The following is a 24,171-nucleotide window of genomic DNA, read 5'->3' as shown; positions in this document are numbered from 1 at the left end:
GTGCGGGAGGAGCACTGGCCGGGCTGGGACTCCGAGGCCCCGCCCACGGAACAGCTCGACAGACCCCTCGACGAGCAGCCCGCGCTGGTCGAGGAGCTCCTCGACGGCGACCGCGTCTCGCCCGTGCCGCCCTCGCCCGGAAAGCGCTTGCTGGCGAAGGTCCTGATGGCGGTCGGCGGCGTGCTCGCCGCCGGTGTCGTGCTCTACACCGTGGACCTGGTGCTCAGCGCCGGTGAGGTGCCGCGCGGGGTCGTCGTCGCGGGCGTGGACGTGGGTGGCCTCAGCCGTGCCGACGCCGAGGCGAAGCTGCGCCGCGAGCTCGAACCCCGCCTCACCGAACCGGTACCGGTCCTCGCCGGGGACGTCCAGACGACGCTGGACCCGGTGCGCTCGGGGCTCGGCCTGGACTGGCCCTCCACCCTCGCGCAGGCCGGGCACCAGCCGCTCGACCCGCTCGACCGCCTCACCTCGTTCTTCACCCGGCGCACGGTGGACGTCGTGACCACGGTGGACGCCGACGCGCTGACCCAGGCGGTCGACAGGCTCGCGGCGGAACAGCTCGACCACCCCGCCACGGAGGGCGGCATCGTGTTCCGCGCGGCCGGGGACGGCGTCGGCGCGTACGCCGTCGAGCCCCGCTGGGGCCAGCAGCTGACCGACCTGCGTGGCGCGGTGAACCTCGTGAAGACCCGCTGGCTCGACAAGAGCGGGGTGCAGCTGCCGATGGCGCTCACGCCCGTGAAGGCGACCGCGGCGGGGGTGCAGGCGGCGCTCGACAACATCGTGCGCCCGGCGGTCGCGAAACCCGTTGTCCTGCACGGAGAAGGCACGGACGCGATCCTCACGCCGCTGGCCATCTCCGCCGCGATGACCATCACGCCGCGCGACGACGGGAGCCTCGACGTGCGCGTCGACCCGGCCAAGCTGCGGCAGAACCTGCAGCCGCAGCTCGCGGGGACCGAGCAGGACGGCAGGGACGCGCAGATCGTGTTCACCAGCGGCGCGCCGACGGTCCGGCCGTCCGAGGACGGGCGCCGCGTCGACTGGGCGGGCACCTTCTCGCCGTTGATGGGCGTGCTGGTCAAGGCCGATGGCCGGGAGCTGCCCGTGCGGTACCGCACCACGAAGCCCGCGTTGACCACCGAAGCCGCGAATGCGCTGGGCATCAGGGAGGTCGTCGGCGAGTTCAGCACCGGGGAGCCGGTCGAACCCGCCGCGGCGAACGTCCGCGCGATGGCCGCGAAGGTCGACGGCGCGCTCGTGAAACCCGGTGAGACCTTCAGCCTCCTGGCCAGGACGGGTTCCTACGGCGCGGCTTTCGTGCCGGCCCCGGCGAACGACGACGGCACCGGGCCCACGGTCCGCGGTGGTGGCGTCTCGCAGTTCGCCACCACGCTGTACAACGCCGCCTACCTCGCGGGCCTGACCGACGCCGGGCACACCCCGCAGCCCTACTACCTCGACCGCTACCCGGTGGGCCGGGACGCCGCGGCGATCCGGGACGACGGCTCCCCGGTGGACCTGAAGTTCACCAACAGCCTCAACGGCGCCGTGATCGTCCAGGCGAACGTCACGGGCTCGACGGTCACGGTGCGGATCTGGGGCGCCCGGCAGTACCGGGTGGAGAGCGACACGGGACCTCGGACGAACTTCACGCCACCCGGCGTCGAACCGGGTCCGCCCGGCTGCCAGTGGTCGGCGGGGTCCCCGGGCTTCAGCGTCAGCGACACGCGCGTGCTCTACGACGCCGCCACCGGCGCCGAGGTCCGCCGCGACAGCACCAGCACGACGTACTCGGCCAGGTCCGCCGTCATCTGTTAGGGCAGCACGTCCGGGGGAAATCGTGCCGGAACCCTGGCGGAACGCCGTGCCCGCGGGGCCATACTCACCGTCGTCCTGGTGTCACGGAGTGTTTCTGGGAGGTTGGTGTCTTGAGGTCCGCCAAGGTGTTCGTCGTGTGCGCGGGGGTGGCGGGGGCGGTGCTGGCCGTGCCGCAGGCGGCGGGTGCCGCGGAAGCCGAACCGGCGCTGGTGCACGCCTCGCCGGCGAACGACTGCAGGCTCAACGTGCGGGCGGCGGCCGATCCCGGCTCCGCCCTGCTGGGCACGCTGACCTGCAACAACTACACGACGTGCGTAAGCGCGACGGACGTGCCGTGCGGGCCGTACGTGACGGGCGGCGAGTACAGCTGCGTCGGGGCGGATGGCAAGCAGGTGAAGGACAACCGCTGGGCCGAGGTGGCCTGGCGGACGCCGCAGAAGTCCTACGTCGCGGTGGCCTGCGCGGTGTTCCGGAAATGAAAAAAAGGGTGGGGAGGGCGCCCCGCCGCGCCCTCCCCACCCGGTTACCGGAGGGTTGGTCCTTCTACCTGGTCAAGTTGCGGCGGCCGTACATGCCGCTCGCCAGCGAGACCCCGATCGCGGCCAGCACCACCTGGGTGAGCACTTCCAGCCAGTCGATGCCGTCGGTGTCCGCGTAACCGATGCCCCGCGCGATCGCCGTACCGATGAACGCGGCGACGATGCCGATCACGATCGTCAGCCAGATCGGGATGCTCTGCTTGCCGGGGGCGAGCAGGCGACCGAGCGCACCGATGATCAGACCGACGACGATCGCCGAGATGATTCCGCCAATGGTCATCGAAACTCCTTATGTCGCTGGCCCCCAGGGGATACCGCAGCGGTTCCTCCGGCAAACCTCTCGTTTTGGAAACGAGAAAGGGCCCCGTCACGAGGACGGGGCCCTTCCACCGGGACCGGTCAGAACGCGGCTTCCGGAACCTCCATGAGGTCGTTGTCCGCGGCTTCGACGACCGCGCGGCGCGCGGTCAGCTCGGGCAGCACGGTCTTGGCGAAGAACGACGCCACCGCGAGCTTGCCCTGGTAGAAGGCCTGGTCCTTGGCGGAGGCGGTGTCGAGCTTGGTCAGGGCGATCTCGGCCTGGCGCAGCAGCTGCCAGCCGACGAGCAGGTCACCGGCGGACATCAGCAGCCGCACGGTGTGCTGGCCGACCTTGTACAGGTTGGTGATGTCCTCCTGCGCCGAGGTCAGGTAGCCGATCATCGCGCCGAGCATGCCCTGCACGTCCTCGAGGGCCTGCTTGAGCAGCTGCCGCTCGTTCTTCAGCCGCCCGTTGCCCGCCTCCGAGTCGATGAACTTGGTGATCTCGCCCGCGATGTAGCCCAGCGCCACACCCTTGTCGCGGATGATCTTGCGGAAGAAGAAGTCCTGCGACTGGATCGCGGTGGTGCCCTCGTACAGCGAGTCGATCTTCGAGTCGCGGATGTACTGCTCCAGCGGGTAGTCCTGCAGGAAGCCCGAGCCACCCAGGGTCTGCAGCGACTGCACCAGCTGCTCGGTCGCGCGCTCCGAGCCCACGCCCTTGACGATCGGCAGCAGCAGGTCGTTGACCCGCTCGGCCAGCTTCAGCGTCTCCTCGTCGCCCTCACCGGTCCACACCTGGTCCTGGAACGACGCCGTGTAGAGGTAGACGGCGCGCAGGCCCTCGGCGTAGGCCTTCTGCAGCATCAGCGAGCGGCGCACGTCTGGGTGGTGGGTGATGGTGACCCGGGGCGCGGTCTTGTCCGTCATCTGGGTCAGGTCGGCGCCCTGCACACGCTCCTTGGCGAACTCCAGCGCGTTGAGGTAGCCGGTGGACAGGGTGGCGATCGCCTTGGTGCCGACCATCATCCGGGCGTACTCGATGACCTGGAACATCTGCGCGATGCCGTCGTGCACCTCGCCCAGCAGCCAGCCCTTGGCGGGGGTGCCGTGCTGGCCGAAGGTCACCTCGCAGGTCGTGGAGACCTTCAGGCCCATCTTGTGCTCGACGTTGGTGACGAACACGCCGTTGCGCTCACCCAGCTCGCCGGTGTTGGTGTCGAAGTGGAACTTCGGGACCAGGAACAGCGACAGGCCCTTGGTGCCGGGCTTGGGCTCGATGCCGGGGCCCTCGGGGCGGGCCAGCACCAGGTGCATGATGTTCTCGGTCATGTCCTGGTCACCCGAGGTGATGAACCGCTTCACCCCGTCGAGGTGCCAGGAGCCGTCCTCCTGCCGCACGGCCTTGGTGCGGCCCGCGCCGACGTCGGAACCCGCGTCGGGCTCGGTGAGCACCATCGTGGCGCCCCAGCCGCGGTCGATCATGATCCGCGCCCAGCGCTTCTGCTCCTCGGTGCCGTTGCGGTCGAGGATCATCGCGAAGTTCGGGCCCGCCATGTACATGAACAGGGCCGGGTTGGCGCCGAGGATCAGCTCGGAGGCCGCCCACTGCACGGTCGGCGGCAGGCCGAGGCCGCCGAGGTCGTTGGTCAGGCCCAGCCGCCACCACTCGCCGTCCCACAGCTGCTGGTAGCTCTTCTTGAACGACTCGGGCAGCTTCGCCGAGAACGTCTTCGGGTCGTACACCGGCGGGTTGCGGTCCGCGTCGGCGAACGACTCCGCCAGCGGGCCCACGGCCAGGTTGTTCAGCTCGTGCAGCGCGCCGCGCGCGGTCTCCTCGTCGGAGTCCGCCAGTACGCCCTTGCCGAGGCGGTTCTGGACGCCGAGCACCTCGAAGAGGTTGAACTCCAGGTCTCGGACGTTGCTCTTGTAGTGGCCCATGTCGTTCGCTCCGTTGGTCATCGGGTCTTCCGGCTGGGCGCATGCTGGTGTCCCCTACTGGCCGGTAACTTCAGGATATTACCTGTGGGTAACTGGGGCAAGGAGATCCAGCCGGTTGTGACCGGCGGAGCACGTCAGCGGGCGCGCTGCTCCACCATCCCGGACGGGGGCGCGGCAGACGGGCCGGGCGTCTGGCCCTCCGTGCCGTCGTCGGGCTGCGCGATGAGGATGCCGCCGCGGAACGCGATCGTGACGGCGTGCGTGCGGTCCCGTGCGGAGAGCTTGCGCAGGATGCTCTTGACGTGGGTCCGCACGGTTTCGACCGACAGGTAGAGGATCTTGGCGATCGCCGCGTTCTCCAGGCCCTCCGCGACCAGCTGGAGCACCTGGAACTCCCGGCGCGACAACGGCATCCGCGGCCGCTGCGTCGCGACGACGGGTTCGCCCGGCCGCAGCCCCTGCCGCTGGGTCACGAGCGGGGCGAGCGCCGGGTCGAGGTAGCGCCGGTCGAGCTGCACCCGGCGGATCGCCTCGACCAGCCTGCGTGCCTCGGCCGTCCGCGGCAGGACGCCGTGCGTGCCGGCGAGCATTGCGGCCTGCAGGAACGGCGCCGTGCGGTGGGACTCCCTGACGAGCAGGACCACCAGCAGCGACGCGTCGCCGTTGACCAGCAACTTCGTCAGGTGCCCGTGCGGGTCGAGGCCGGAGTCGAGCAGGATCACGTCGGGGTGCACCTGCTCGGCGAGCTGGAGCGCGGCGTGCGGGTTCCCGGCGTGCCCGGCCCAGTGCAGGCCCGGGGTCCGCTGGACGATCGCGGACAGACCTTCGCGGCAGAACGGCACCGGGTCGACGGCGGCGATGCCGAGGCTGCGGACCGGTGGCGAGCCCTGCGGTGCCCGGCTGGGCTCGTTACTGCGCGTCATGAACAACTCCGTCTCGCACGGTCAGTCCCCGGGGTGCGCGCCGCCCCGGGACGGCCGCCCCCTCGACGGCCCTCCCGGGCTGTACCGGCGCCACAGTCCGATCCCCCCTGCTGGGACCGGCCGAGCCTGACACCTCGTCCATTGTGGGAGTAGCCAACCCGTCAGGTGTGACGCGGGTTCACCCAGCTGAGAACAGGACTACTCTGAGTAGAAATTTGAACGGAGTTCAGCGAACTCCTCGGCGAGCGTCGCGGGCGTCCAGTGGGCGTTCAAGCCACTCGGGTTCGGCAATACCCAAACGGCGGTTTCGCCAACCGAATCCGGCTGAAGGCCCACTCGCGCCTTCGGGTGACCGAAGGCCGTGCGGTACGCGGTGACGCCGACCACGGCGAGGCAGCGCGGCCGGTACCGCTCGATCTTCCGCACGAGGATCTCGCCGCCCTCGCGCAGTTCGTCGGCGGTCAGCTCGTCGGCACGGGCGGTCGCGCGGGCGACGAGGTTCGTGATGCCGAGCCCGAGTGCCGGCAGTTCCGCCTGCTCGCTGGGGTCGAAGCGGCGCGGGGTGAAGCCGCTCGCGTGCAGCGCGGGCCAGAACCGGTTACCCGGACGGGCGAAGTGGTACCCGGTGGCGCCGGAGTACAGCCCCGGGTTGATCCCGCAGAACAGCACGCGCAGGCCGGGGGCGATGACGTCCGGGATCGTCGTGCCGTGCGCGGCGGCCAGCTGGTCCTTGGTCGGTCGGGAGGAAGTCATGAGCAGCCGGATCGTAGCCGTCGCGGTGGACTGCCACGACGCCGAAGCGCTCGCCGCGTTCTGGCGCGAGGCGCTCGGCTGCCGCGAGACGAAGCGCTGGCAGGACGCGAAAGGCCTCGAATACGTCCAGCTCCAGGGCGAGCCGATCGTGCTCTTCCAGCCGGTCGGCGAGGACAAGGTGGTGAAGAACCGCCTGCACCTCGACCTGCGCCCGGACGAGGGCAGCCAGGCCGGCGAGGTGCGCCGCCTCGTGGACCTCGGCGCGAAGGTCGTGTCGGACGAGCCGGACTTCCCGTGGGTCGTGCTGACCGACCCGGAGGGCAACGAGTTCTGCGTGCTGCCCCCGCGGTGACACGCTGGGGGCATGACCACCGCGGACGGCTGTTCCGTCGACCTCTACCGGCTCCTCCCGCCCGACGGGGAGGCGGAGATCGTGCACGGCGCGGTGCCGCCGGGAGCCGCCGTGCTCGACCTCGGCTGCGGGACCGGGCGGATCGCCCACCGCCTCCAGGAGCTCGGCCACCCGGTCGTCGCCGTCGACGATTCGCCCGAGATGCTCGCGCACGTGCGCACCGAGGCGGTCCTCTCCCGGATCGAGGACCTGCGGCTGGACCAGCGGTTCGAGGCCGTGTTGCTCGCGAGCCACCTGGTCAACCAGCCGCACGGCGCGCCGCTGCTCGCGGCGGTCGCACGGCACCTGTCGCCGACGGGCCGGGCGGTCGTGCAGTGGCACCCGCCGTCCTGGTTCGACACGGTCGCGGACGGGATGGGCGGCTACTTCGGTGAGGTGCGGGTCGAGCTGTCCGGCGTCGAGCGCCAGGGCGACCTGCTGAGCGCGGTTGTCCGGTACGAGGCAGGCGGTTCGACGTGGACGCAGGCCTTCACCGCGAGGCGGCTCACCGAACCGCAGCTCACGGCTCTGCTCGCCGACGTGGGGCTCGCTTTCGACGGTTTCCTCTCGCCCGAGGAGTCCTGGTTCGCGGCAAAGGTGGCGTAAAGCACACCACAGGCGTACTCTGTGTGATCTGCCACACAAGGACGACGCCAAGGGAGGCGGCGTGGAACTCGCGATCGTCCTGGGCCTCGTAGTGCTGTTCTTCGCGATCGCCACGCTCGTGGTGGCGCTCGAGGACCGGCGGGCCGCTCATCGCCGCGCTGTGCAGCGCGCGGCGCGTCTAGCGCGCCTCGGTGAGGTCGACCCTCTCGCGCCCCAGAGGCTCCGCACGGACCGCTGAAGTCCGCAGCGCGAGGTAGCAAGCCGCGGCGATCCAGCCGAGCGCCGCGCCGCTGGTGTTGGTGATCAGGTCGTCGACGTCGAAGATCCGGTACTGGAACGGCGCCGTCCCCCAGTTCGCGGTCAGCTGCGTGACCTCGACGGCGAACGAGGCCGCGAAGCCCAGCAGCACCGTCCCGGCGAACCCGCGCCGCCACAGCAGCCGCGCGAAGAGCCCGAACGGCACGAACAGCAGGACGTTCAGCGCCATCTGCTCGAACGCCGTGGTGCTCAGTTCCGCGAGCAGCCCGGAGCCGGCCGCGTCCCGGTGCACGTCCGCGATCCACTGGAACGGCACCAGCTGGACGCTCTGCACGAGGTGCCGCGCCCTCGGCCCCGGCAGCGGCAGGAACACCACCGCGAACGCCAGCCAGCCGTAGCAGAGCACGGCTCCCGTCGCGACGACCCGCCGCACGACCACCCGGCCGTACCGGGCGTGGTGCACGATCAGCTGTGGCACGAGCACGACGGCCCAGCTGGCGAGGAAGCCGAGCAACCCGGCCTGGAGTGCGTTGACCTGCGCTGATGTCATACCCCGACGCTAGGTCGGCCGGGTGGCGCCGCGGATCGGTCGAGCAGCCGGAACCCCGCGCCGCGCATCGGCCGGATGGCCGATCCGCGTTCGTTCACCCACCTTCCACCTGTCGGCTCTGGTTTCTGTCGCTCCGCGCAGGCAAGATCCTGCGGGTTATGCCCGTTACGGAGGAAAAATGGCTTCTTCATCCCGCGTTGTGCGACGCTCGGTAGCCGTCACCGCTGCCGTGCTCGCCGCCGCCGTGGCCACCGCCACGCCGGCGTCCGCACAACGACCCGTCCCCACCACCGACGTCCGGTTGATCGCCTTCAACGACTTCCACGGCAACCTCGAACCGCCGTCGGGTTCGTCCGGGCGCATCACGCTGTCCAACGGCACCACCGTCGACGCGGGCGGCGCCGCGTACCTCGCGACGCACGTGAAGCAGCTCGAAGCGCAGGTGCGGAACTCGGTGCTGCTGTCCGCGGGCGACAACGTGGGTGCGTCCCCGCTGACCTCGGCCCTGTTCCACGATGAGCCGACCATCGACTTCCTCAACGAGATCGGGGTGCGCGCGTCCGTCGTCGGCAACCACGAGTTCGACGAGGGGTACCGGGAACTGCAGCGCATGCAGTTCGGCGGCTGCCACCCCACCGACGGCTGCCAGTACGAGAACTCCTTCCGTGGCGCGAAGTTCCCGTTCCTGGGCAGCAACGTGTACTTCGACAACGGGGTGCCCGCGCTGCTGCCGTTCACGGTGCAGGTCTCCGGTGGCGTGCCGATCGGCGTCATCGGCGCGACGCTGGAGGACCTGCCCACCGTCGTCACCCCGACCGCGATCGAGGGGCTGAAGTTCGGCGACGAGGTCGAGGCGATCAACCGCACCTCGGGCTGGCTCGACAGGCTCGGCATCAAGGCCCAGGTCGTGTTGCTGCACCAGGGCGACAACACCGGCGGCGGCGGTCCGGACGACTGCAAGGTCACCCCGGGCCCGGCGACGCAGATCGCCAAGGGTGTTTCGGCGAGCGTGGACGCGATCTTCACGGGACACAGCCACCAGCAGTACAACTGCGTGATCAACGACCCCAAGGGCAACCCGCGGCCGGTCATCCAGGGCTCGTCGTTCGGGCGCCTGCTTTCGGTCGTGGACCTGAAGATCGACACGCGGACGCGGGACGTGGTGCGCTCGGCGACCAAGGCGCACAACGAAATCGTCACCCGTGACGTCACCCCGGACCCGGCGGTGCAGAAACTCGTCGACAAGGCGAAGACCGAATCGGCGCCCATCGCCAACCGGCAGGTCGGCACCATCACCGCCGACCTCAAAGCGGCGGGCGCGGCCTCCGGCGAGTCGGCACTGGGCGACGTGATCGCGGACGCGCAGCTCGAAGCCACCGCGGGCAACAACGCGCAGATCGCCATCACCAACCCCGGCGGCATCCGCGCGGACCTCACGTACGCGTCGTCGCCCGCGGGTGAAGGCGACGGCGTGGTCACCTACGGCGAGGCGTTCACCGTGCAGCCGTTCTCGAACATCATGCAGACCATCACGTTGACCGGCGCGAACCTGAAGAACGTGCTGGAGCAGCAGTGGACCGCGACCACGACGCGGATCCTGCAGATCTCGTCGACGCTGCACTACACGTACTCGGCGTCCGCGCCGATCGGTTCCCGCGTCTCGAACATCACCGTCGGTGGCACGCCGGTCGACCCGAACGCCACCTACCGGGTGTCGGTGAACAACTTCCTCGCCGCGGGCGGTGACGGGTTCACCGAGTTCACCAAGGGCACCGACCTCACGGGTGGTCCGGTCGACCTCGACGCGCTGACCGCCTACCTCGGTGCGCACCCGGGTATCGCCCCGCCGCCGGCGGACCGCATCACCGTCGTGCCGTAGTTCCCCGGCCGGGCATGCGGTTCGCGCCTCGTGGACCGCATGCCCGAGCCAGGTCACGCACCGCATCCGGTTCCGGCAGGCGGTGGTTTCCGCCGGAATTTCCCACGATGTCCGCGGATTTCGTTACTTTCCTTTCAGGGCAAGGGTTTTTCCCGGTCGGGCAGTGCTGCTCGGCCGGCCGTCGCCCACCTCCTCGTCTGTCGCAGTACCGGACACGCAGAGCCACGAACTCGTCGTCCGGTTGAGCGATATTCGCGTTTGCTCGTCCGTGCCGCTCAAGACGCGCCTCTGAGTAGACGACAGTAACTGCGTGACGGAGGTGGAGACGGTGACGCCGAAGCAGGTCGTGCCGGACGAGGCAAGCCTGCACGAGTCGATCGCGGGCGCCCTCGCGTCGCAGGGCGACTGGCGTCGTGCGTACGAGCACCTGAAGGTCGCGTTCGAGCTGGCGCGCGCGGAACCCACGATCCCCGAGCAGTTGCGCCGCGAGGTGGACCGCCTCCGCCGCGAGCGCGCACAGGCCCGCGAGGAGAGCCTGCGCGACGCGCTCACCGCCGTCTACAACCGGCGCTACCTCGACCAGCGGCTGGACGATCTGCTCGCCGACGCCAGGAAACCGCTTGCTGTCGCACTGGTCGACATCGACCTGTTCAAGAACGTCAACGACACGTTCGGGCACGTCGTGGGTGACCAGGTGCTGCAGCGGGTCGCCGCGCTGTTGCGGGAAGGCCTTCCGTCTCACGCGTTCTGCGCACGCTACGGTGGCGAGGAGTTCATGCTGGTGCTGCCCGCGGTGCAACCGGATGCCGCGGTCCGGATCGCCGAGCTCGCGCGGGCGCGGGTCGCGGAACACCCCTGGTCCACGTTGTGCGAGGGGCTTTCGGTCACCATCAGCGTCGGACTCGCGTACGAGTCGGGTGAGGCGAGTGCGAACCGCAGGCAGGTGCTGGAGGCGGACGATCTCCTCTACGCCGCCAAGCACGCGGGCCGCAACAGAGTCGCGTACCGGGACCGCGTCGGTACCCAGGTGATCGAGTACTGTCCGTAGTTTCCGGAGCTTATTTCCCTATTTGAAGCTCCCTCGGTTCACCCGGTTTGTCGCACCTGGCGCTTCTTCTCGCACTCTATGTGAAAAAACTCGCGGGAGGGTGTCGTCAGGATCGGCGAGTATCCGTACGATAACGATGCTCGCCGTTCGGGCGATCAATGTTTGAAGCCGTATTTCGCCTGCTAGCAGACTTGGAAGGAGCCCGGGTGCCAGACGACCATGCCGCAGGCCCCGGCTCCCGCGGTACGGAAGGGTCCGCCAGGGCCCGCCGTCGCCGCTCGATCGACACGCACGGCGGGATCAGCGTGTCCGACGTGCTGGCGCAGGCCACCGGAGTTCGCCCGACCTTCGAAGGGCCGAAGCCGAAGGACGCCGTACCGCCGGGAGGCCGCCGTGCGGCGCCCGCCGAGCCCCCGGTCCAGCGGCGGCCGCTGACGCCGCCGCCGGTGAGCCGCCAGGCCCGCCGTCCGGTGCCCCCGCTCGAAGCCCGCCACGCGGCGCCCGAAGCCCGGCACGCGGCCCCGGACGAGCCGGCCGAATCACGGCACGCCGCGCCGGAGTCCCCGGCGCGGCACCGGCAGCCGGCGGACGCCCCGGAGTCGGGCCGCCACACGGGCGATCGCGGCCGGCCGGAGGACCAGGGCGCGCCGGAGGACCTGCCGAAGAGACAGGCGCCGCGGGCCGCCACCCGGCCGCCCGCGGACCCGGAGGCGCAGTCGGCGGGTCCACGTCCGCCGCAAGCGCCTGAGCCCGGCCCGGTGGGCCGGCATGCGGAACCGGTCCCGGTGCGAGGTGCCGAGCCGGTGCCCCCGGAGGCGGCCACACCTGCCGGGCGACGATCTGAGGCGGCTGCCTCCGCTGGTCGGCAGCCGGAGCCGGTGTCCCGTGGTCGGCAGTCGGAGTCGGCGGGGCCTCTCGGTCGCCAGCCTGGGTCGCCTGTGTCCCCCGGTCCGCAGCCTGCGTCGGCCGCATCCGCTGGTCGGCAGCCGGAGCCCGCTCCACTCCCACTGCGGCGGTCGGCGGAAGAGCCCCCGTCACGCAGCCCCGAGCTGACCCAGGCCCCGTCGCGACGTCCCGAATCGCCGTGGCCGCAGGGCGCCGAGGCGGGCGAACTCGCGTCACGCCGTCCGGAGCCGCAGCGCCTCGACGCGAACCAGCCTCCCGCGCGGGGCCCGGCGTCAGGCGCGTTCCCCTCGGCGCGCCCCGGACCGGGGCAGCTTCCCGATGCCGATGAACTTCGGCCGATCGGCCCGACGGCGGGCCAACTCCCGTCCCGCCGTGCCGAGTCGGCCGCGCAACGTCCCGGGACGGATGACGCCCCGGCACGGCGTCCCCGACCGGTCGCCGAGCCGGAGCCGTTCCCGCCGCACCGTGCCGAACCGGGGCTTCCGCCGCGGCGCGGCGAGGTAGCCCCGTCGCCGCAGGGTGTCGAGGCCGGGCAGCTCCCGTCACGCCATCGCGAAGCGGATCACCCCGCCTCGCGACAGGGGCCTGAAGCCGCGGCGGCCGAGCCCATGCAGACGCGTCACCCCGCTCCGGGCTCGCCGCGCGGTGGTGTCGTGGAGCCTGGTCGGCACTCCGCCCCCGAGGAGCCGACGCGTTCCGTACCGGGCGTCCGGCGTTCCGCGCCCGCTCCGGAAGGGCCTGTCGCCCCCCGACGTCCCGCGCCGGATCCGCACCGTTCCGGTTTCGCCGAGGCTCCGGCCGAACCTCCCGCGACGCGACCCCCTGTCCCCGGCGCCCCGGAGGCGCAGTCGCCGGCCGCACGGCGGGCCGCCGAGTCCGGGGCCCGGCCCGCGGGAGAAAACCTGGCAGGCCGCGCGCTGTTCGCGGCGCCGGAAACCTCGCAGCCGATGCCGCCCCGCAACGGCATCGCCCCGCCGCCTCCGACAGCCGAGCCCACGCGGATCCGCCGCGCGGTGGGGGAAGCCGTCCGGCCCGCTGCCGAGACCGAAGCCCCCGCCGGAGGCCTCGACGACCGCACTGCCGTGCGCCGTCCGGTGCCCGCTCGCCCGCTCGCCGACCAGCCCGCCCCGCGCCGCGACCCCGCGCCAGACCAAGCCGCGCCCGGCCGCAACGCCGCTGACCTCGCGCCGGAGCAAGGCGCGCCCGGTCGCAACGCCACGGTTCAGCCCGCCCCGCGCCGCGACCCCGCCGACCTCGCGCCTGGCCGCACTCCGGACCAGGCCGCGCCCGGCCGCAACGCCGCTGACCTCGCGCCTGGCCGCGCCCCGGAGCAAGCCGCCCCCGGCCGCAACGCCGCTGACCTCGCGCCTGGCCGCGCCCCGGAGCAAGCCGCCCCCGGCCGCAACCCGGCGGAACAGCCCATGCCGGGCCGCAGCGCCGCCGAACTCGCCCCAGGCCGTACGCCGCAGCAGCCCACCCCGGGCCGCACGCCGGACCAACCCGCCCCGGGCCAGAACACCCCAGCTCCCCCCGGCCGCAACGCCACCGAGCAAGCCGCACCCCAGCCGCCCGCCGCCAACGCCACCGAAGTCGACGAGCCGCGTGGCGCCACGGCTGAAAGCGCTTCCTCCGGTCGCAACCGGACGGTGCTGCCCGAGGACCGGCTCACCATGACGGACGAGCTGGAGCCGATCGACGACAGCACCATGGTGCGGCGCAAGATCGACCACACCCTCGCCCGGTTCTCCGCCGCCCACGACGAGCTCGAGGCCGAGGAAGCGAAACGCAAGCAGCGCCTCGAAAAGCTCGCCGCACGGCCCGTGCAGCTGCTCGAGCACACGCGCACCAAGCTGCAGCGCGTCGTCGCCCCGGTCGCCGCGAAGGGTGCGCCGGACGAGAACGAGGTCGCACCCCAGACCCGCTTGCAGGAGAAGAAAAAACGCCACAACGAGCGGACCGTCCTCATCGGACGGATCTCCGTCGTCGTGCTGGCGGTGCTCGTCTTCCTCGGCACCGGTGCGCTGTGGGGCACCAAAACCTGGTTCAACAGCCAGTTCACGCAGATCGCCGCGCTCGACGAGAACTCATCCGACATCCAGGACGCCCCCGCCCAGCTCGGTGACGAGAACTTCCTCATCGCGGGCTCCGACACGCGCGCCGGTGCCACGGCGGACGAGAACGTGGGCAGCGCCGACGAGGTCGAGGGCGCCCGCTCCGACACCGTCATGCTCGCCCACATCCCCGCCGACCGGAAGCGCGCGGTCGTCATCTCCTTCCCGCGCGACCTGGAGATCACCCGGCCCCCGTGCGAGCGCTTCGACGTCGCGAAGAACGACTACACCAGCGAAATCGTCCCGGCCGCGAGCAAGGTCAAGCTCAACACCGCCTACGCCGTCGGCGGGCCGCGCTGCCTCATCAAGTGGATGCAGCAGCTCACCGGCATGAAGATCAACCACTTCGTCGGCATCGACTTCAGCGGCTTCAAGGACATGGTCAACGCGGTCGGCGGCGTCACCGTCCACGTGGACAGGCCGATCAACGACACGACGCTGGGCATGGTGATCTCGCAGACCGGCGACGTGACGATCTCCGGCGACCAGGCCCTGAGCTTCGTGCGCGCCCGGCACGTCATCGGCGACCCTACGTCCGACTACGGCCGCATCAAGCGGCAGCAGGAGTTCATCGGCGCGCTCATGGCGAAGGTCATGTCCCACGGCGTGCTCACGAACCCGGCCCAGCTGTCCGACTTCGTGACCGCCTTCGCGAAGGCCACGTTCGGCGACAACATCGGCGTCGACCAGATGCTCACCCTCGCGCAGTCGATGAAGGGCCTCGACCCGTCGAAGGTCAACTTCATGACCGTGCCGACCGTCGGCGAGCCGAACTCGCGCAACAACGAGGTCCTGCTGGAGAGCAAGGCCAAGGCGGTCTTCCAGGCGCTCATCAACAACACCGCGTTACCGGGCAGCGCCCCGCCGTCGCCACCCGCCGACAAGCAGACCGCCGGCGCGGGCAAGAACGCCGCCGACCAGTGATTCGTTAGCCCGGGTTCACCACCGGTTCATCCAGCGATGCGGCATTCGCCCTGCTCACGCCGTAAGGTGTGGCCATGCGCGAGGCTTACCACGTCGAACTCGAAGAGCTGGCCGGCAATCTGGCGAACATGTCGGTCCAGGTCGCGAACGCCATGGAGAAGGCCACCAAGGCCCTGCTGGATGCGGACCTCGGCCTGGCCGAACAGGTGATCGGGGACGACGCCAAGATCGACGACCTCCGTGCGGAGTGCGAGGAGCAGGCGTACGCCCTGCTGGCGCTGCAGGCCCCGGTCGCCACCGACCTGCGCACCGTGCTCGCGGTCATCCACGCGGCGGAGAGCCTGGAGCGGATGGGCGACCTCGCACTGCACGTCGCGAAGGCGGCCCGCCGCCGCCACCCGGAACACGCGTTGCCCGACCCGGTCCGCCCGTACTTCCAGGAGATGGGCGAGGCGGTCGTGAAGCTGGCGCTGCGCACCGAAGAGGTCATCAAGTCCAAGGACGTCGAGGCGGCCCGGTCGCTGGAGGCCGAGGACGACAGGGTCGACGAGATCCACCGCCACCTGTTCAGCGTGATCATGGCCAAGGACTGGGAGTTCGGCGTGCCGGCCGCGGTGGACGTCACCCTGCTCGGCCGGTTCTACGAGCGCTACGCCGACCACGCCGTCTCCGTGGCGAAGCGGATGGTGTTCGTCGCCACCGGCAAGATGCCGGGTTACGGCTCCGACGAGGACGTCTAAGCGGGCGACCGGGCCGCCCCCTGCGCGGCCCGGCCACCCTCGTCCACTTAGGACAGTTCTGCCGGCAGTGCCGCGGTGGGCACGTTCTGGAACGCCACCGGCCGCAGGAAACGCTGCGCCGCGGCGGTGCCCACCGACGTCGTCAGCGGGGCGGTCGTCGCCGGGTACGGGCCGCCGTGTTGCTGCGCGTCGCTGACCGTGACGCCGGTCGGCCACTGGTTCCACAGCACCCGCCCTGCGTGTTCGGCCAGCCGTGCCACGAGTTCCGGGCCGTCCGGGTCGTCGTCGGCGCCCTGCACCGTGCCGGTCAGCTGGCCGGGCATCACGTCGAGCACCGACAGCACTTCCGGCACATCGGTGTACTCGACGATCAACGCGGCCGGGCCGAACACCTCCAGTTCCAACAGATCCGGCTGCTTCAGCACATCGGATGCGTTGGCGCGGAAGAGGATCGGGGCGAGGTCGTCGTCGAGTGAGCCACGCGCCACCGTCACGGCCGACGCCATTTCCGCAGCGGCAGCACGGAAACCACGCTCGATGTGCTCGTTCAGCAACGGTCCGGCCGACAGCTCCGGGACCGCCGCGAGGAACGCGTCCGCGTCCGGCACCAGGACGATCCCGGGCTTGGTGCAGAACTGCCCCGAGCCGAGCACGGCCGAACCGGCGAAACCAGTGGCGATCTCCGTGGCACGCGAGGCCCAGCCCGCCGGCGTCACGACCACCGGGTTCGTCGAACCCAGCTCGCCGTAGAACGGGATCGGGTCGGGGCGGGACACCGCGAGGTCGAACAGGGCACGCCCGCCCCGCGTCGAACCCGTGAAACCCACCGCCTTGATCCGGGGATCCCGCACCGCCTGAGCGCCCTCGGCTTCGCCTTCGATCAACGCGAACGTGCCCGCCGGGGCGCCGCTCAACGCCGCGGACACGACGGCGGCCGTACGCCGGGACAGCTCGGGGTGCCCGGGATGCGCCTTCACGACGACGGGGCAGCCCGCCGCGAGCGCGCTCGTCGTGTCACCGCCGAACACCGAGAACGCGAACGGGAAGTTGCTCGCCGCGAACACCAGCACCGGCCCGATCGGCACCTGCGTGCGGCGGATGTCGGGGCGCGGGCCCATCGGCCAGTCCGGGTCGGCGTGGTCGATCCGCACGTCGTGCAGCCGCCCCTGCTCCAGCCGCTCGGCGAACAGGCGGGCCTGGAACGTCGTGCGCCCCAGTTCACCGGTCAACCGCGCTTCGGGCAGGTGCGTCTCGGCCATCGCGATCGGCACGAGTTCCGCGGCCGCCGCGTCGAGCGCGTCCGCCGCCGCACGCAGCCAGGCGGCGCGTTCGGCGCGGGTGGTCCTGGCGACGGGACGGGCGGCGGCCGCGGCTCCGGCGAGAGCGGTTTCCAGTGCGTCGGTCACGGGACGTCCTTTCTCCGCGACCTCGGCTGCTCAGGTCGAGATCGCGTGCGAGTTCATGTCGGCCACGGTCCACTCCTCGACCTCGTCGAGGTGGACCGCGGCCGCTTCCTGTGCGGCGGCGGCGTTCCGCGCCGCCATGGCGTCGAGGATCTGCAGGTGCCGTTCCGTGGAGCCGCGGGCCCGGTGCGGTCCGGTCGCGCCGAGGATCCGCAGCCACGCGACGAACGGCTCGACGGACCCGCGGGCGCGCACGAGCCGTTCGTTGCCGGTGGCCGCCACGATCTCCCGGTGGATGCGGAAGTCGCTGGCGAAGAAGGGCTCGAAATCCCCTTTGTCCAACGCGGAAAGCGCTTCCACGGCCTCGGCGCGCAGGTCGGCGATCAGCGAGTCCGGCATGAGTTCCGTGGCGAGCCCGGTCGCGACCCACTCGATTCCCTTGCGCAGCTGGCAGACTTCCCGCACGTCCTGCACCCCGGGCCGCGCCACGAACGTGCCGGAGCGCGGCCGCGTCTCGATCAGCTGGTCGTGTTCGAGCCGGGCCAGCGCGTCCCGCACCGGGGTCCGCGAGACGCCGAACTCCTGCGCGATGACCTGCGGGTCGAGCCGCGAACCCGGGGCGAACACGCCGGTGACGATCCGGTCGCACAGGATGCGGTAGAGCTGGTCGGCGAGTGATTCGACGACGAGTGCGGATTTTCCGGCCACGGCTTCCCCACAGATGTGTGACGTCTAGTCGATCAGGTTAGCCGAGCGGAGGGCGGCGGCGATACGCTCCCGGTCCTCCTCGGTGGCCGGGGCGAACGGCTTGCGCGGCAGCCCGCCGTCGCGGCCCTGCAGCTGGAGCGCGGCCTTGAGCGTCGCGGGCAGGTTGGGGCCGTCGATCGCGCGCCACACGGTGAGGATGCGCTCGTGCAGCTCCAGCGCGGTCTTGTGGTCGCCGGCCTGCACCGCGTCCCACAGCTCCACCGACAGCTTCGGCGTCACGGTCGGGATCGCGGCGAGCGCCCCGTGCGCGCCCAGCACGAACGCCGGGTAGTGCAGGTCGTCCAGCGCCGCGAGGATCGTGAACCGGTCCCGCACCCGCGCCAGCAGGTCGACGAGCAGGTGCATGTCGCCACCGGACTGCTTGACGGCGACGACCTGGGGCACGGCCGCCAGCTTCTCGATGACGTCGACGGGGACGAGCGCCCACGGCACGACGTTGTACAGCACGATCGGCAGGTCGGTGGCCTCGCCGACGAGGCGGTAGTGCTCCACGGTCTCCTCGGCCGAGGGCGCGAAGACGTAGTGCACGGGCGTCACCTGCAGCGCGTCGACCCCGGCCTCCTTCAGCGCGAGGGAGTACCGGATCGCCTGCGCGGTGGAGTTCTGGATGACGCCGCCGATGACCGGGACGCGGCCCGCGACCTCGTCGACGACGACCTCGCAGATCGCCTTGCTCTCCTCCAGCGAGAGCGTCTGCCCCTCCCCGGTGCTGCCACACGCGCAGATCGCCGTGACGCCCTGGTCGAGCAGGTACTTGACCTCGCCACGCAGCAGGCCGAGGTCGACCTGGTCGTTCTCATCGAACGGGGTGACGACCGTCGAGATCATCCCGTGCAACGCCACGTCCTTCATGGCTTCCCTTCTGAGGCTTGTTTGAAATCTAGTATCTGATACATTAGCGCCTCGTCAGCCAGATGACCACCGGGTACGAGGAAGTGCCGATGACTGCTCCAGGGAAAGCGGACGGGACCCCCGTCAAGAGAGTCGTGTGGGCCAGCGCCCTGGGCACGACGGTCGAGTACTACGACTTCACGCTGTACGCGACGACCGCCGCGCTCGTGTTCAACAAGATCTTCTTCCCCGCCGGGAACGCGATCGTCGGCACGCTCGCCGCGTTCGCCACGTTCTTCGTCGGGTACCTCGCGCGCCCGCTCGGCGGGCTGGTCTTCGGCCACTACGGCGACAAGCTGGGCCGCAAGACCGTCCTGATCACCACGATGATCCTGATGGGCGGTGGCACGTTCGCCGTCGGCCTGCTGCCCTCCTACGAGACCATCGGGATCTGGGCGCCGATCCTGCTCGTCGTGATCCGCCTCCTGCAAGGCGTCGGCATGGGCGGCGAGTACGGCGGCGGCGTGCTGATGGCGCTCGAATACAGCCCCGCGAAGAAGCAGGGGTTCTACACGTCGCTGGTCCACATCGGAACGCCCGCCGGGGTGCTGCTGCCCGTCGGCCTCGTGACGCTGCTCGACGCCGCGTTGCCCGAGGGCGCGTACGAGTCGTGGGCGTGGCGGCTGCCGTTCCTGGCCAGCATCGTGCTGATCCTGCTCGGCGTGTACATCCGCACGCGGGTCAGCGAAAGCCCGGAGTTCGTCAAGGCGCGGGCCGAGCGCGAGGTGCGCACGCTGCCGGTGAAGGAGCTGTTCGGCAACCACGCCGGGCGCGTCGTCCTGTCGATCATCGCGAAGATCGCCGAGAGCGGGCTGTTCAACGTCTACTACGTGGTCGCGATCGCCTACGTCACCACGGAACTGGGTCACCCGCGCGGTCCGGCGCTGCTGGCCGTGCTCGTCGCGTGTGCCGTGGAATGCCTGACGTTGCCGCTGTTCGGGGCGCTGTCGGACCGGATCGGGCGGCGCAAGGTCTACATCGGCGGTGCACTCTTCCAGGTGGTACTGGCGATTCCGTTCTTCCTCATGATCGCCACGGGTAACCTGCCGCTGATGATCCTGGCCACGACCCTCGGCCTGGGGATCGGGCACGGGGCGATGTACGGCGCGCAGGCCGCGCTGTTCGCCAACCTGTACCCCGTCGCGGTGCGCTACACCGGCCTCTCGGTCACGCAGCAGGTCGGCGCGACGCTCGGCGGCGGGCTCGCCCCGCTGCTCGGTACGGCGCTGCTCGCCGCGGGCGGCGGGCACTGGACCTGGCTGGTGGTCTACGCGATCGGGATCGCCGTGTTGTCCTCGCTCGCCGCGAGCCGCCTGAAGTGGGGAGAAGCGCGGTACTCGCCCACGGCGGAGAACCTGTCCAAGGAGAACGTCTGATGCCCCTGCCCTTCCACCCCGCCGACGGTGATCCCGTCCCGGCGGCGCTGCGCGGGTTCGCCCGCGCGCACGCGGACCTCGTGGAGCTGCACGAGAAGCCGGCGCACCTCGTGGCGCGGCACCGGAACCCGGGCCGCCGCGTCGGGCTCGTGTCGGGCGGCGGGTCCGGGCACGAGCCGCTGCACGCCGGGTTCCTCGGCCGCGGGATGCTCGACGCGGTGGCGCCGGGCAAGATCTTCGCCTCGCCGCACAACAAGCAGGTGCTGGAGGCCAGTCGCAAGGCCGCGGGGCCCGACGGCGTGATCCACGTGGTGAAGAACTACACGGGCGACCGGATCAACTTCGGCATCGCGGCGGAGCGGCTGCGCCTGGAAGGCATCGAGGTCCGCCGCGTGCTGGTGGACGACGACCTCGCCACGGAGTCGGCCGAGACCGCCACCGGGCGGCGTGGCACGGGTGCGACGGTCGTCGTGGAGAAACTGCTCGGGGCGGCCGCCGACACCGGGCTCGGGCTGGACGAACTGGCCTCGCTGGGTGCGGAGTTCGCGGCGGCGTCGCGCAGTCTCGCCGTCGCTTCGCGGGCGCAAACCTCGCCGCACACCGGTGAACCGTCCTTCGCGCTCGACGCCGGTGAGCTGGAGTTCGGCGTGGGCATCCACGGCGAGCGGGCGCAGAAGACGGTGCCCCGGCCGCCGCTGGAGGAGCTGGTCGAGCAGCTGCTGGACCAGCTCGTGGCGGGCCTGCCCGAGGGGCCGGACGACGTGGTCGTCGTGGTCAACGGGCTGGGCGGGACCACGTTGCTGGAGCTGTACGTGCTGCAGGACCTCGTCGCCGCAGGCCTTGAACGACGTGGGCTGCGCCAGGCGGGTGGGCTTGTCGGCACGTTCGTCCCGGCGCTCGACATGGCCGGGTTTTCGCTGACCCTGACCAGGCTCCAGCCGGAATGGCGGCAGTGGTGGGCGGCGCCGGCGATCACCCCGGCCTTCCCAAGGACGACCGAGGAGACCGCGTGATGTTCGACCAGGAGAGCGTGCTGCGCCGGTTCGCGCAGGTGGTGGAGGACGCACACGGCGAGCTGACCAGGCTCGACCAGCGCAGCGGGGACGGCGACTTCGGTGACAACCTGCGCGGTGGCGTCCGCGAGGCCGTCGCGCGGTTCGACGCCGGCGGGAGCAGCGCGTTCGGCGCGCTCGGGGAGGTGTTCCTCGACGAGGTCGGCGGCACCAGCGGCCCGTTGCTGGGCCTGTTGTTCACCGAGCTGGCGCACGCACTGGACCGCGAGGCCGAGCCGGTGGCGGCGTTCCGGGCGGGCGCCGCCGCCGGGCTCGCCGCGATCCAGCGGGTCGGGGAGGCGCAGGTCGGCGACCGGACGCTGGTCGACGCGCTCGCCCCGGCCGTCGAGGCCCTCGAGTCCGGGGGCTTCGCCACGGCGGCGAAGGCGGCGGCCGAAGGCGCGGCCCGCACCGGTGAACTGCGGGCGCGGATGGGCCGGGCGAGCTACGTCGGCGAGCGGGTCAAGGGCGAGCCGGACCCGGGCGCTGTGGGGATCGCCCTGCTGTTCTGGGCGGTCGCGACGGTGGCGGAGCCGGACGCCGACCTCCCCTCCCCGCTGGGCTGAAACCCTTACCAGCGGCGGAGGAACGTGTGCCAGGTCCGTTCGAAGGAGCGGGTCAGCGCCGACGCCGGTGCGAAGCGGTCCCAGGCGTGGAAGGCACGGGCGTAGACGTGCAGGTCCACCGGTACCCCGGCGGCGATCAGCCCGCGGGCGAAGTCGAGGCCTTCGTCCCGCAGCAGGTCGAACTGGGCGAGCGCGACGAAGGTGTCCGGCAGGCCCGTGAGGTCGGTGGCCCGGCCGGGGGCTGAGTACGGGTGCACGTCGTCCGTGCCGAACCGCTCGCCCAGGACCGCGGCCCAGGCGAGCCCGATGTCCGGGCGGGCGAAGACCACTTCGGAGCCGGCCTCGGAGATCGACGGCGCTTCGAGGCGGTCGTCGAGCATCGGGTAGAGCAGCGACAGCGAGCACGGCGGCTGGGCGCCCCGGTCGCGCACCATGAGCGCGGTGGCGGCCGCGGGCGCTCCGCCGCCACTGGCCCCGGCGAGCGCGATCCGCCGCGGGTCGATCCGGTGTTCGGCGGCGTGCTCGACGAGGTGGGTGTAGGCCAGGTAGCCGTCCTCGGCGGCGCCGGGAGCCTGCGTTTCCGGCGCGAGCCGGTAGACGACGGCGGCCAGGACGCAGTCGAGCTCCAGCGCCAGCGTCGTGTGGTAGGCGTCGTCGTCGCGGGCGTTGTCGCCCAGGACCTGGGCGCCGGCGTGGAACCAGACCAGCGCCGGGAGGATGCCTTCGGCGCCGGACGGGCGGTACAGGACCACCTCCAGCTCGGTCCGGTCGTCCCTGGGGATCCGCAGGCTTTCGATCGTGATCCGCGGGTCGGGTGGGGTCGGCGGCCGCTGGGCGAGTGCCGCACGGTGCTGCGCGCGCAGGCCGGCGATGTCGGAGAGTTGGAGCAGGGTGCCGTTCGCGGCCTTGGGCAGTGCGGCGAACGCGGTGGCGAGTTCGGGGTCGAGCGCGTCGTGGGCGCCGGGCATGGGAGGTCCTTTCAGAAGACGGAGGGCTGCCCGCTGCCGGCGGTGATGCCGCCGTCCACGGGCAGGGTGGTGCCGGTGACGAACCGGGCGTCGGGCGAGGCCAGGAAGGCGACCGCGGCGGCGACGTCGGCCGGGGTGCTGAAACCGGTGAGCGCCCGGCGCTGGTTGAAGGCTTCGACCAGCCCCGCGTACTCCGCCGCCACGCCCTCTTCGAGTGTCAGCGCCGGGGCGACGGTGTTCACGCGGATCCCGAACCGGCCGAGGTCGAACGCGAGCCCGCGGGTGAGGTTGACGACCGCACCCTTGGCCGTGTTGTAGGCGGTGAGGCGCCGGTCGCCGCCGAGGCCGGACGCGGAGGCGATCTGGACGATGCTGCCGCGGCTCTCCTTCAGGTGCGGCAGCGCCGCCTGCGCGCCGAAGAAGCAGCTGTCGACGTCGGTGACCATGATCAGCCGCCAGTCCGCGGGCGTGGTCTCCTCGAAGTCCTTCGCGAGGCCGAACCCGGCGTTGGACACCAGGACGTCGATGCCGCCGAAGCGGCCCGCACCGGCGTCGATCATCGCCTGGACGTCGTCCTGGCTGGTCACGTCGGTGGCGACCGGGAGCGCGCGGTCGGCCCCGATTTCGGCGGCGAGCGCCTTCAGCCGGTCCTCGCGCCGTGCGGCAAGGACGAGGTTGGCCCCTTCGGCCGCGAACCGGCGGGCGATCCCGGCGCCGATGCCGGAGCTGGCGCCGGTGACGACGACCGTCCTGCCGGTGAAGCGTTGTTCCATGGATTCCCCTGTCAGTTACTGACTCAGAACTGTCAGAAACTGACGGTACAGATCGACAGTCACTGACGCAAGGTAGTGACAGCGACTGTCGCTGAGGTAGGGTCGGAACCGTGCCACGGAACGGGGAAGAAGTGCGGCTGCGGCTCCAGGAGGCGGCGCTCGAGCTGTACCTGGAGCGCGGCTACGACAAGACCACCGCGGGGGACATCGCGGCCCGCGCCGGGGTCACCGAGCGAACGTTCTTCCGCCACTTCGCCGACAAGCGCGAGGTCTTCTTCGACGGTGAGGCGGAGCTGCGGGACCTGCTCACCGGCGCGGTCGCGGCGGTGCCCGCCGGCACCAAACCGCTGCCCACCCTGCGCGCCGCGTTCCACCAGGCCGTGCCGCTGATCGAACGCAACCTCCCCGTCACCGAACGGCGCGCGCCGGTCATCGCCGCCACCCCAGCCCTGCAGGAACGGGCGCTGGCCAAGACCGCGGCACTGGTCGCGGCCCTCACCGACGCACTCGTGGCCCGCGGCGTCGCCGGTCCGCTCGCGGCCCTGTGCGCCCAGGTGGGCATGGACACGTACGCGATCGCCGTCCGCCGCTGGGGCGCCGACCGCACCGACGACCTGCACACCCACCTCGACCGCGCCTTCACCGACCTGCGGCTGGCCGCGAACGCGCTGAAGTGACGGGCCG

The 24,171-nt window shown here is 71.4% G+C and carries 22 protein-coding genes; 12 read left to right on the top strand and 10 right to left on the bottom strand.

What is annotated here, in order from left to right; genetic code table 11:
* Entirely contained in the window at positions 1–1,821 is a 1,821-nt protein-coding gene (locus tag ABFX51_RS08540; RefSeq protein WP_346053273.1) for a VanW family protein, read from the top strand.
* Between the two features lie 110 nt (positions 1,822–1,931).
* Entirely contained in the window at positions 1,932–2,300 is a 369-nt protein-coding gene (locus ABFX51_RS08535) for a hypothetical protein (RefSeq protein WP_245783024.1), read from the top strand.
* Between the two features lie 64 nt (positions 2,301–2,364).
* Here ABFX51_RS08535 and ABFX51_RS08530 read toward each other — a convergent pair whose 3' ends face one another.
* From ABFX51_RS08530 to mug, 4 genes are all read right to left on the bottom strand, one after another.
* On the bottom strand, positions 2,365–2,640 hold the full coding sequence (locus ABFX51_RS08530) for a GlsB/YeaQ/YmgE family stress response membrane protein (RefSeq protein WP_346053271.1): 276 nt from the start codon (positions 2,638–2,640) through the stop codon (positions 2,365–2,367).
* A gap of 119 nt (positions 2,641–2,759) precedes the next feature.
* The gene (locus tag ABFX51_RS08525; protein ID WP_346053566.1) at positions 2,760–4,601 is read right to left on the bottom strand and encodes an acyl-CoA dehydrogenase; all 1,842 of its coding nucleotides are present in this window, start codon (positions 4,599–4,601) and stop codon (positions 2,760–2,762) included.
* Positions 4,602–4,735: 134 nt separating this feature from the next.
* Positions 4,736–5,524, bottom strand: coding sequence for a response regulator transcription factor (locus ABFX51_RS08520; protein ID WP_346053269.1), 789 nt, complete (start codon positions 5,522–5,524; stop codon positions 4,736–4,738).
* Positions 5,525–5,722: 198 nt separating this feature from the next.
* Complete coding sequence (gene mug / locus ABFX51_RS08515; RefSeq protein ID WP_091506418.1) at positions 5,723–6,277, bottom strand: G/U mismatch-specific DNA glycosylase; 555 nt, start codon at positions 6,275–6,277, stop codon at positions 5,723–5,725.
* On the opposite strand from mug, the gene ABFX51_RS08510 reads away from it, so the two are divergent.
* The gene (locus tag ABFX51_RS08510; protein WP_346053267.1) at positions 6,276–6,629 is read left to right on the top strand and encodes a VOC family protein; all 354 of its coding nucleotides are present in this window, start codon (positions 6,276–6,278) and stop codon (positions 6,627–6,629) included. The genes mug and ABFX51_RS08510 overlap by 2 nt on opposite strands.
* 12 nt (positions 6,630–6,641) lie before the next feature.
* Complete coding sequence (locus ABFX51_RS08505) at positions 6,642–7,274, top strand: class I SAM-dependent methyltransferase (protein ID WP_346053265.1); 633 nt, start codon at positions 6,642–6,644, stop codon at positions 7,272–7,274.
* Positions 7,275–7,452: 178 nt separating this feature from the next.
* Here the strand turns inward: ABFX51_RS08505 and ABFX51_RS08500 are convergent, their stop codons facing one another.
* Complete coding sequence (locus ABFX51_RS08500; protein ID WP_346053263.1) at positions 7,453–8,082, bottom strand: VanZ family protein; 630 nt, start codon at positions 8,080–8,082, stop codon at positions 7,453–7,455.
* A 178-nt stretch (positions 8,083–8,260) separates the two neighbouring features.
* Here ABFX51_RS08500 and ABFX51_RS08495 point away from each other — a divergent pair, with 178 nt between their 5' ends.
* From ABFX51_RS08495 to phoU, 4 genes are all read left to right on the top strand, one after another.
* A complete protein-coding gene (locus ABFX51_RS08495; protein WP_346053261.1) occupies positions 8,261–9,961 on the top strand; it encodes a bifunctional metallophosphatase/5'-nucleotidase in 1,701 nt (566 codons plus the stop codon).
* Between the two features lie 310 nt (positions 9,962–10,271).
* Positions 10,272–11,009: a GGDEF domain-containing protein gene (locus tag ABFX51_RS08490; protein ID WP_091506407.1), complete on the top strand. Its 738-nt coding sequence runs from the start codon at positions 10,272–10,274 to the stop codon at positions 11,007–11,009.
* A 1,853-nt stretch (positions 11,010–12,862) separates the two neighbouring features.
* Positions 12,863–14,950: an LCP family protein gene (locus tag ABFX51_RS08485; RefSeq protein ID WP_346053259.1), complete on the top strand. Its 2,088-nt coding sequence runs from the start codon at positions 12,863–12,865 to the stop codon at positions 14,948–14,950.
* Positions 14,951–15,024: 74 nt separating this feature from the next.
* Positions 15,025–15,690 carry a phosphate signaling complex protein PhoU gene (gene phoU, locus ABFX51_RS08480; RefSeq protein WP_091506402.1) on the top strand — a complete coding sequence of 222 codons (666 nt, stop codon included), beginning with the start codon at positions 15,025–15,027 and terminating at the stop codon, positions 15,688–15,690.
* A gap of 47 nt (positions 15,691–15,737) precedes the next feature.
* Here phoU and ABFX51_RS08475 read toward each other — a convergent pair whose 3' ends face one another.
* Genes ABFX51_RS08475 through ABFX51_RS08465 form a run of 3 tightly spaced genes read right to left on the bottom strand, consistent with a single transcriptional unit; the run spans position 15,738 to position 18,713 of the window.
* Complete coding sequence (locus ABFX51_RS08475; protein WP_091506399.1) at positions 15,738–17,096, bottom strand: aldehyde dehydrogenase (NADP(+)); 1,359 nt, start codon at positions 17,094–17,096, stop codon at positions 15,738–15,740.
* A gap of 30 nt (positions 17,097–17,126) precedes the next feature.
* Entirely contained in the window at positions 17,127–17,801 is a 675-nt protein-coding gene (locus ABFX51_RS08470; RefSeq protein WP_091506396.1) for a GntR family transcriptional regulator, read from the bottom strand.
* Positions 17,802–17,825: 24 nt separating this feature from the next.
* A complete protein-coding gene (locus ABFX51_RS08465) occupies positions 17,826–18,713 on the bottom strand; it encodes a dihydrodipicolinate synthase family protein (protein WP_091506394.1) in 888 nt (295 codons plus the stop codon).
* An 89-nt stretch (positions 18,714–18,802) separates the two neighbouring features.
* Between ABFX51_RS08465 and ABFX51_RS08460 the strand changes: the two genes are divergently transcribed.
* Genes ABFX51_RS08460 through ABFX51_RS08450 form a run of 3 tightly spaced genes read left to right on the top strand, consistent with a single transcriptional unit; the run spans position 18,803 to position 21,746 of the window.
* On the top strand, positions 18,803–20,128 hold the full coding sequence (locus ABFX51_RS08460) for an MFS transporter (protein WP_091506391.1): 1,326 nt from the start codon (positions 18,803–18,805) through the stop codon (positions 20,126–20,128).
* Complete coding sequence (locus tag ABFX51_RS08455; protein WP_091506388.1) at positions 20,128–21,141, top strand: dihydroxyacetone kinase subunit DhaK; 1,014 nt, start codon at positions 20,128–20,130, stop codon at positions 21,139–21,141. Before ABFX51_RS08460 ends, ABFX51_RS08455 begins: the two co-directional genes overlap by 1 nt.
* Positions 21,141–21,746, top strand: a complete 606-nt coding sequence (locus tag ABFX51_RS08450) for a DAK2 domain-containing protein (RefSeq protein ID WP_091506387.1) — start codon at positions 21,141–21,143, stop codon at positions 21,744–21,746. The genes ABFX51_RS08455 and ABFX51_RS08450 overlap by 1 nt, the downstream gene beginning before the upstream one ends.
* Before the next feature lie 5 nt (positions 21,747–21,751).
* Here the strand turns inward: ABFX51_RS08450 and ABFX51_RS08445 are convergent, their stop codons facing one another.
* Together ABFX51_RS08445 and budC are read right to left on the bottom strand one after the other, a co-directional pair.
* A complete protein-coding gene (locus tag ABFX51_RS08445) occupies positions 21,752–22,714 on the bottom strand; it encodes an alpha/beta hydrolase fold domain-containing protein (protein ID WP_091506384.1) in 963 nt (320 codons plus the stop codon).
* 11 nt (positions 22,715–22,725) lie between these two features.
* Complete coding sequence (gene budC / locus ABFX51_RS08440; RefSeq protein ID WP_091506381.1) at positions 22,726–23,487, bottom strand: meso-2,3-butanediol dehydrogenase; 762 nt, start codon at positions 23,485–23,487, stop codon at positions 22,726–22,728.
* Positions 23,488–23,597: 110 nt separating this feature from the next.
* Between budC and ABFX51_RS08435 the strand changes: the two genes are divergently transcribed.
* The gene (locus ABFX51_RS08435; protein ID WP_177228655.1) at positions 23,598–24,164 is read left to right on the top strand and encodes a TetR/AcrR family transcriptional regulator; all 567 of its coding nucleotides are present in this window, start codon (positions 23,598–23,600) and stop codon (positions 24,162–24,164) included.
* Positions 24,165–24,171: the final 7 nt, after the last annotated feature.

The sequence above is a fragment of the Amycolatopsis dongchuanensis genome, assembly GCF_039542405.1.
Lineage (GTDB): Bacteria > Actinomycetota > Actinomycetes > Mycobacteriales > Pseudonocardiaceae > Amycolatopsis_E > Amycolatopsis_E sacchari.
The sequence above is the reverse complement of the archived record's forward strand: the minus strand, read 5'-3'. Positions and strand labels throughout refer to the sequence as shown.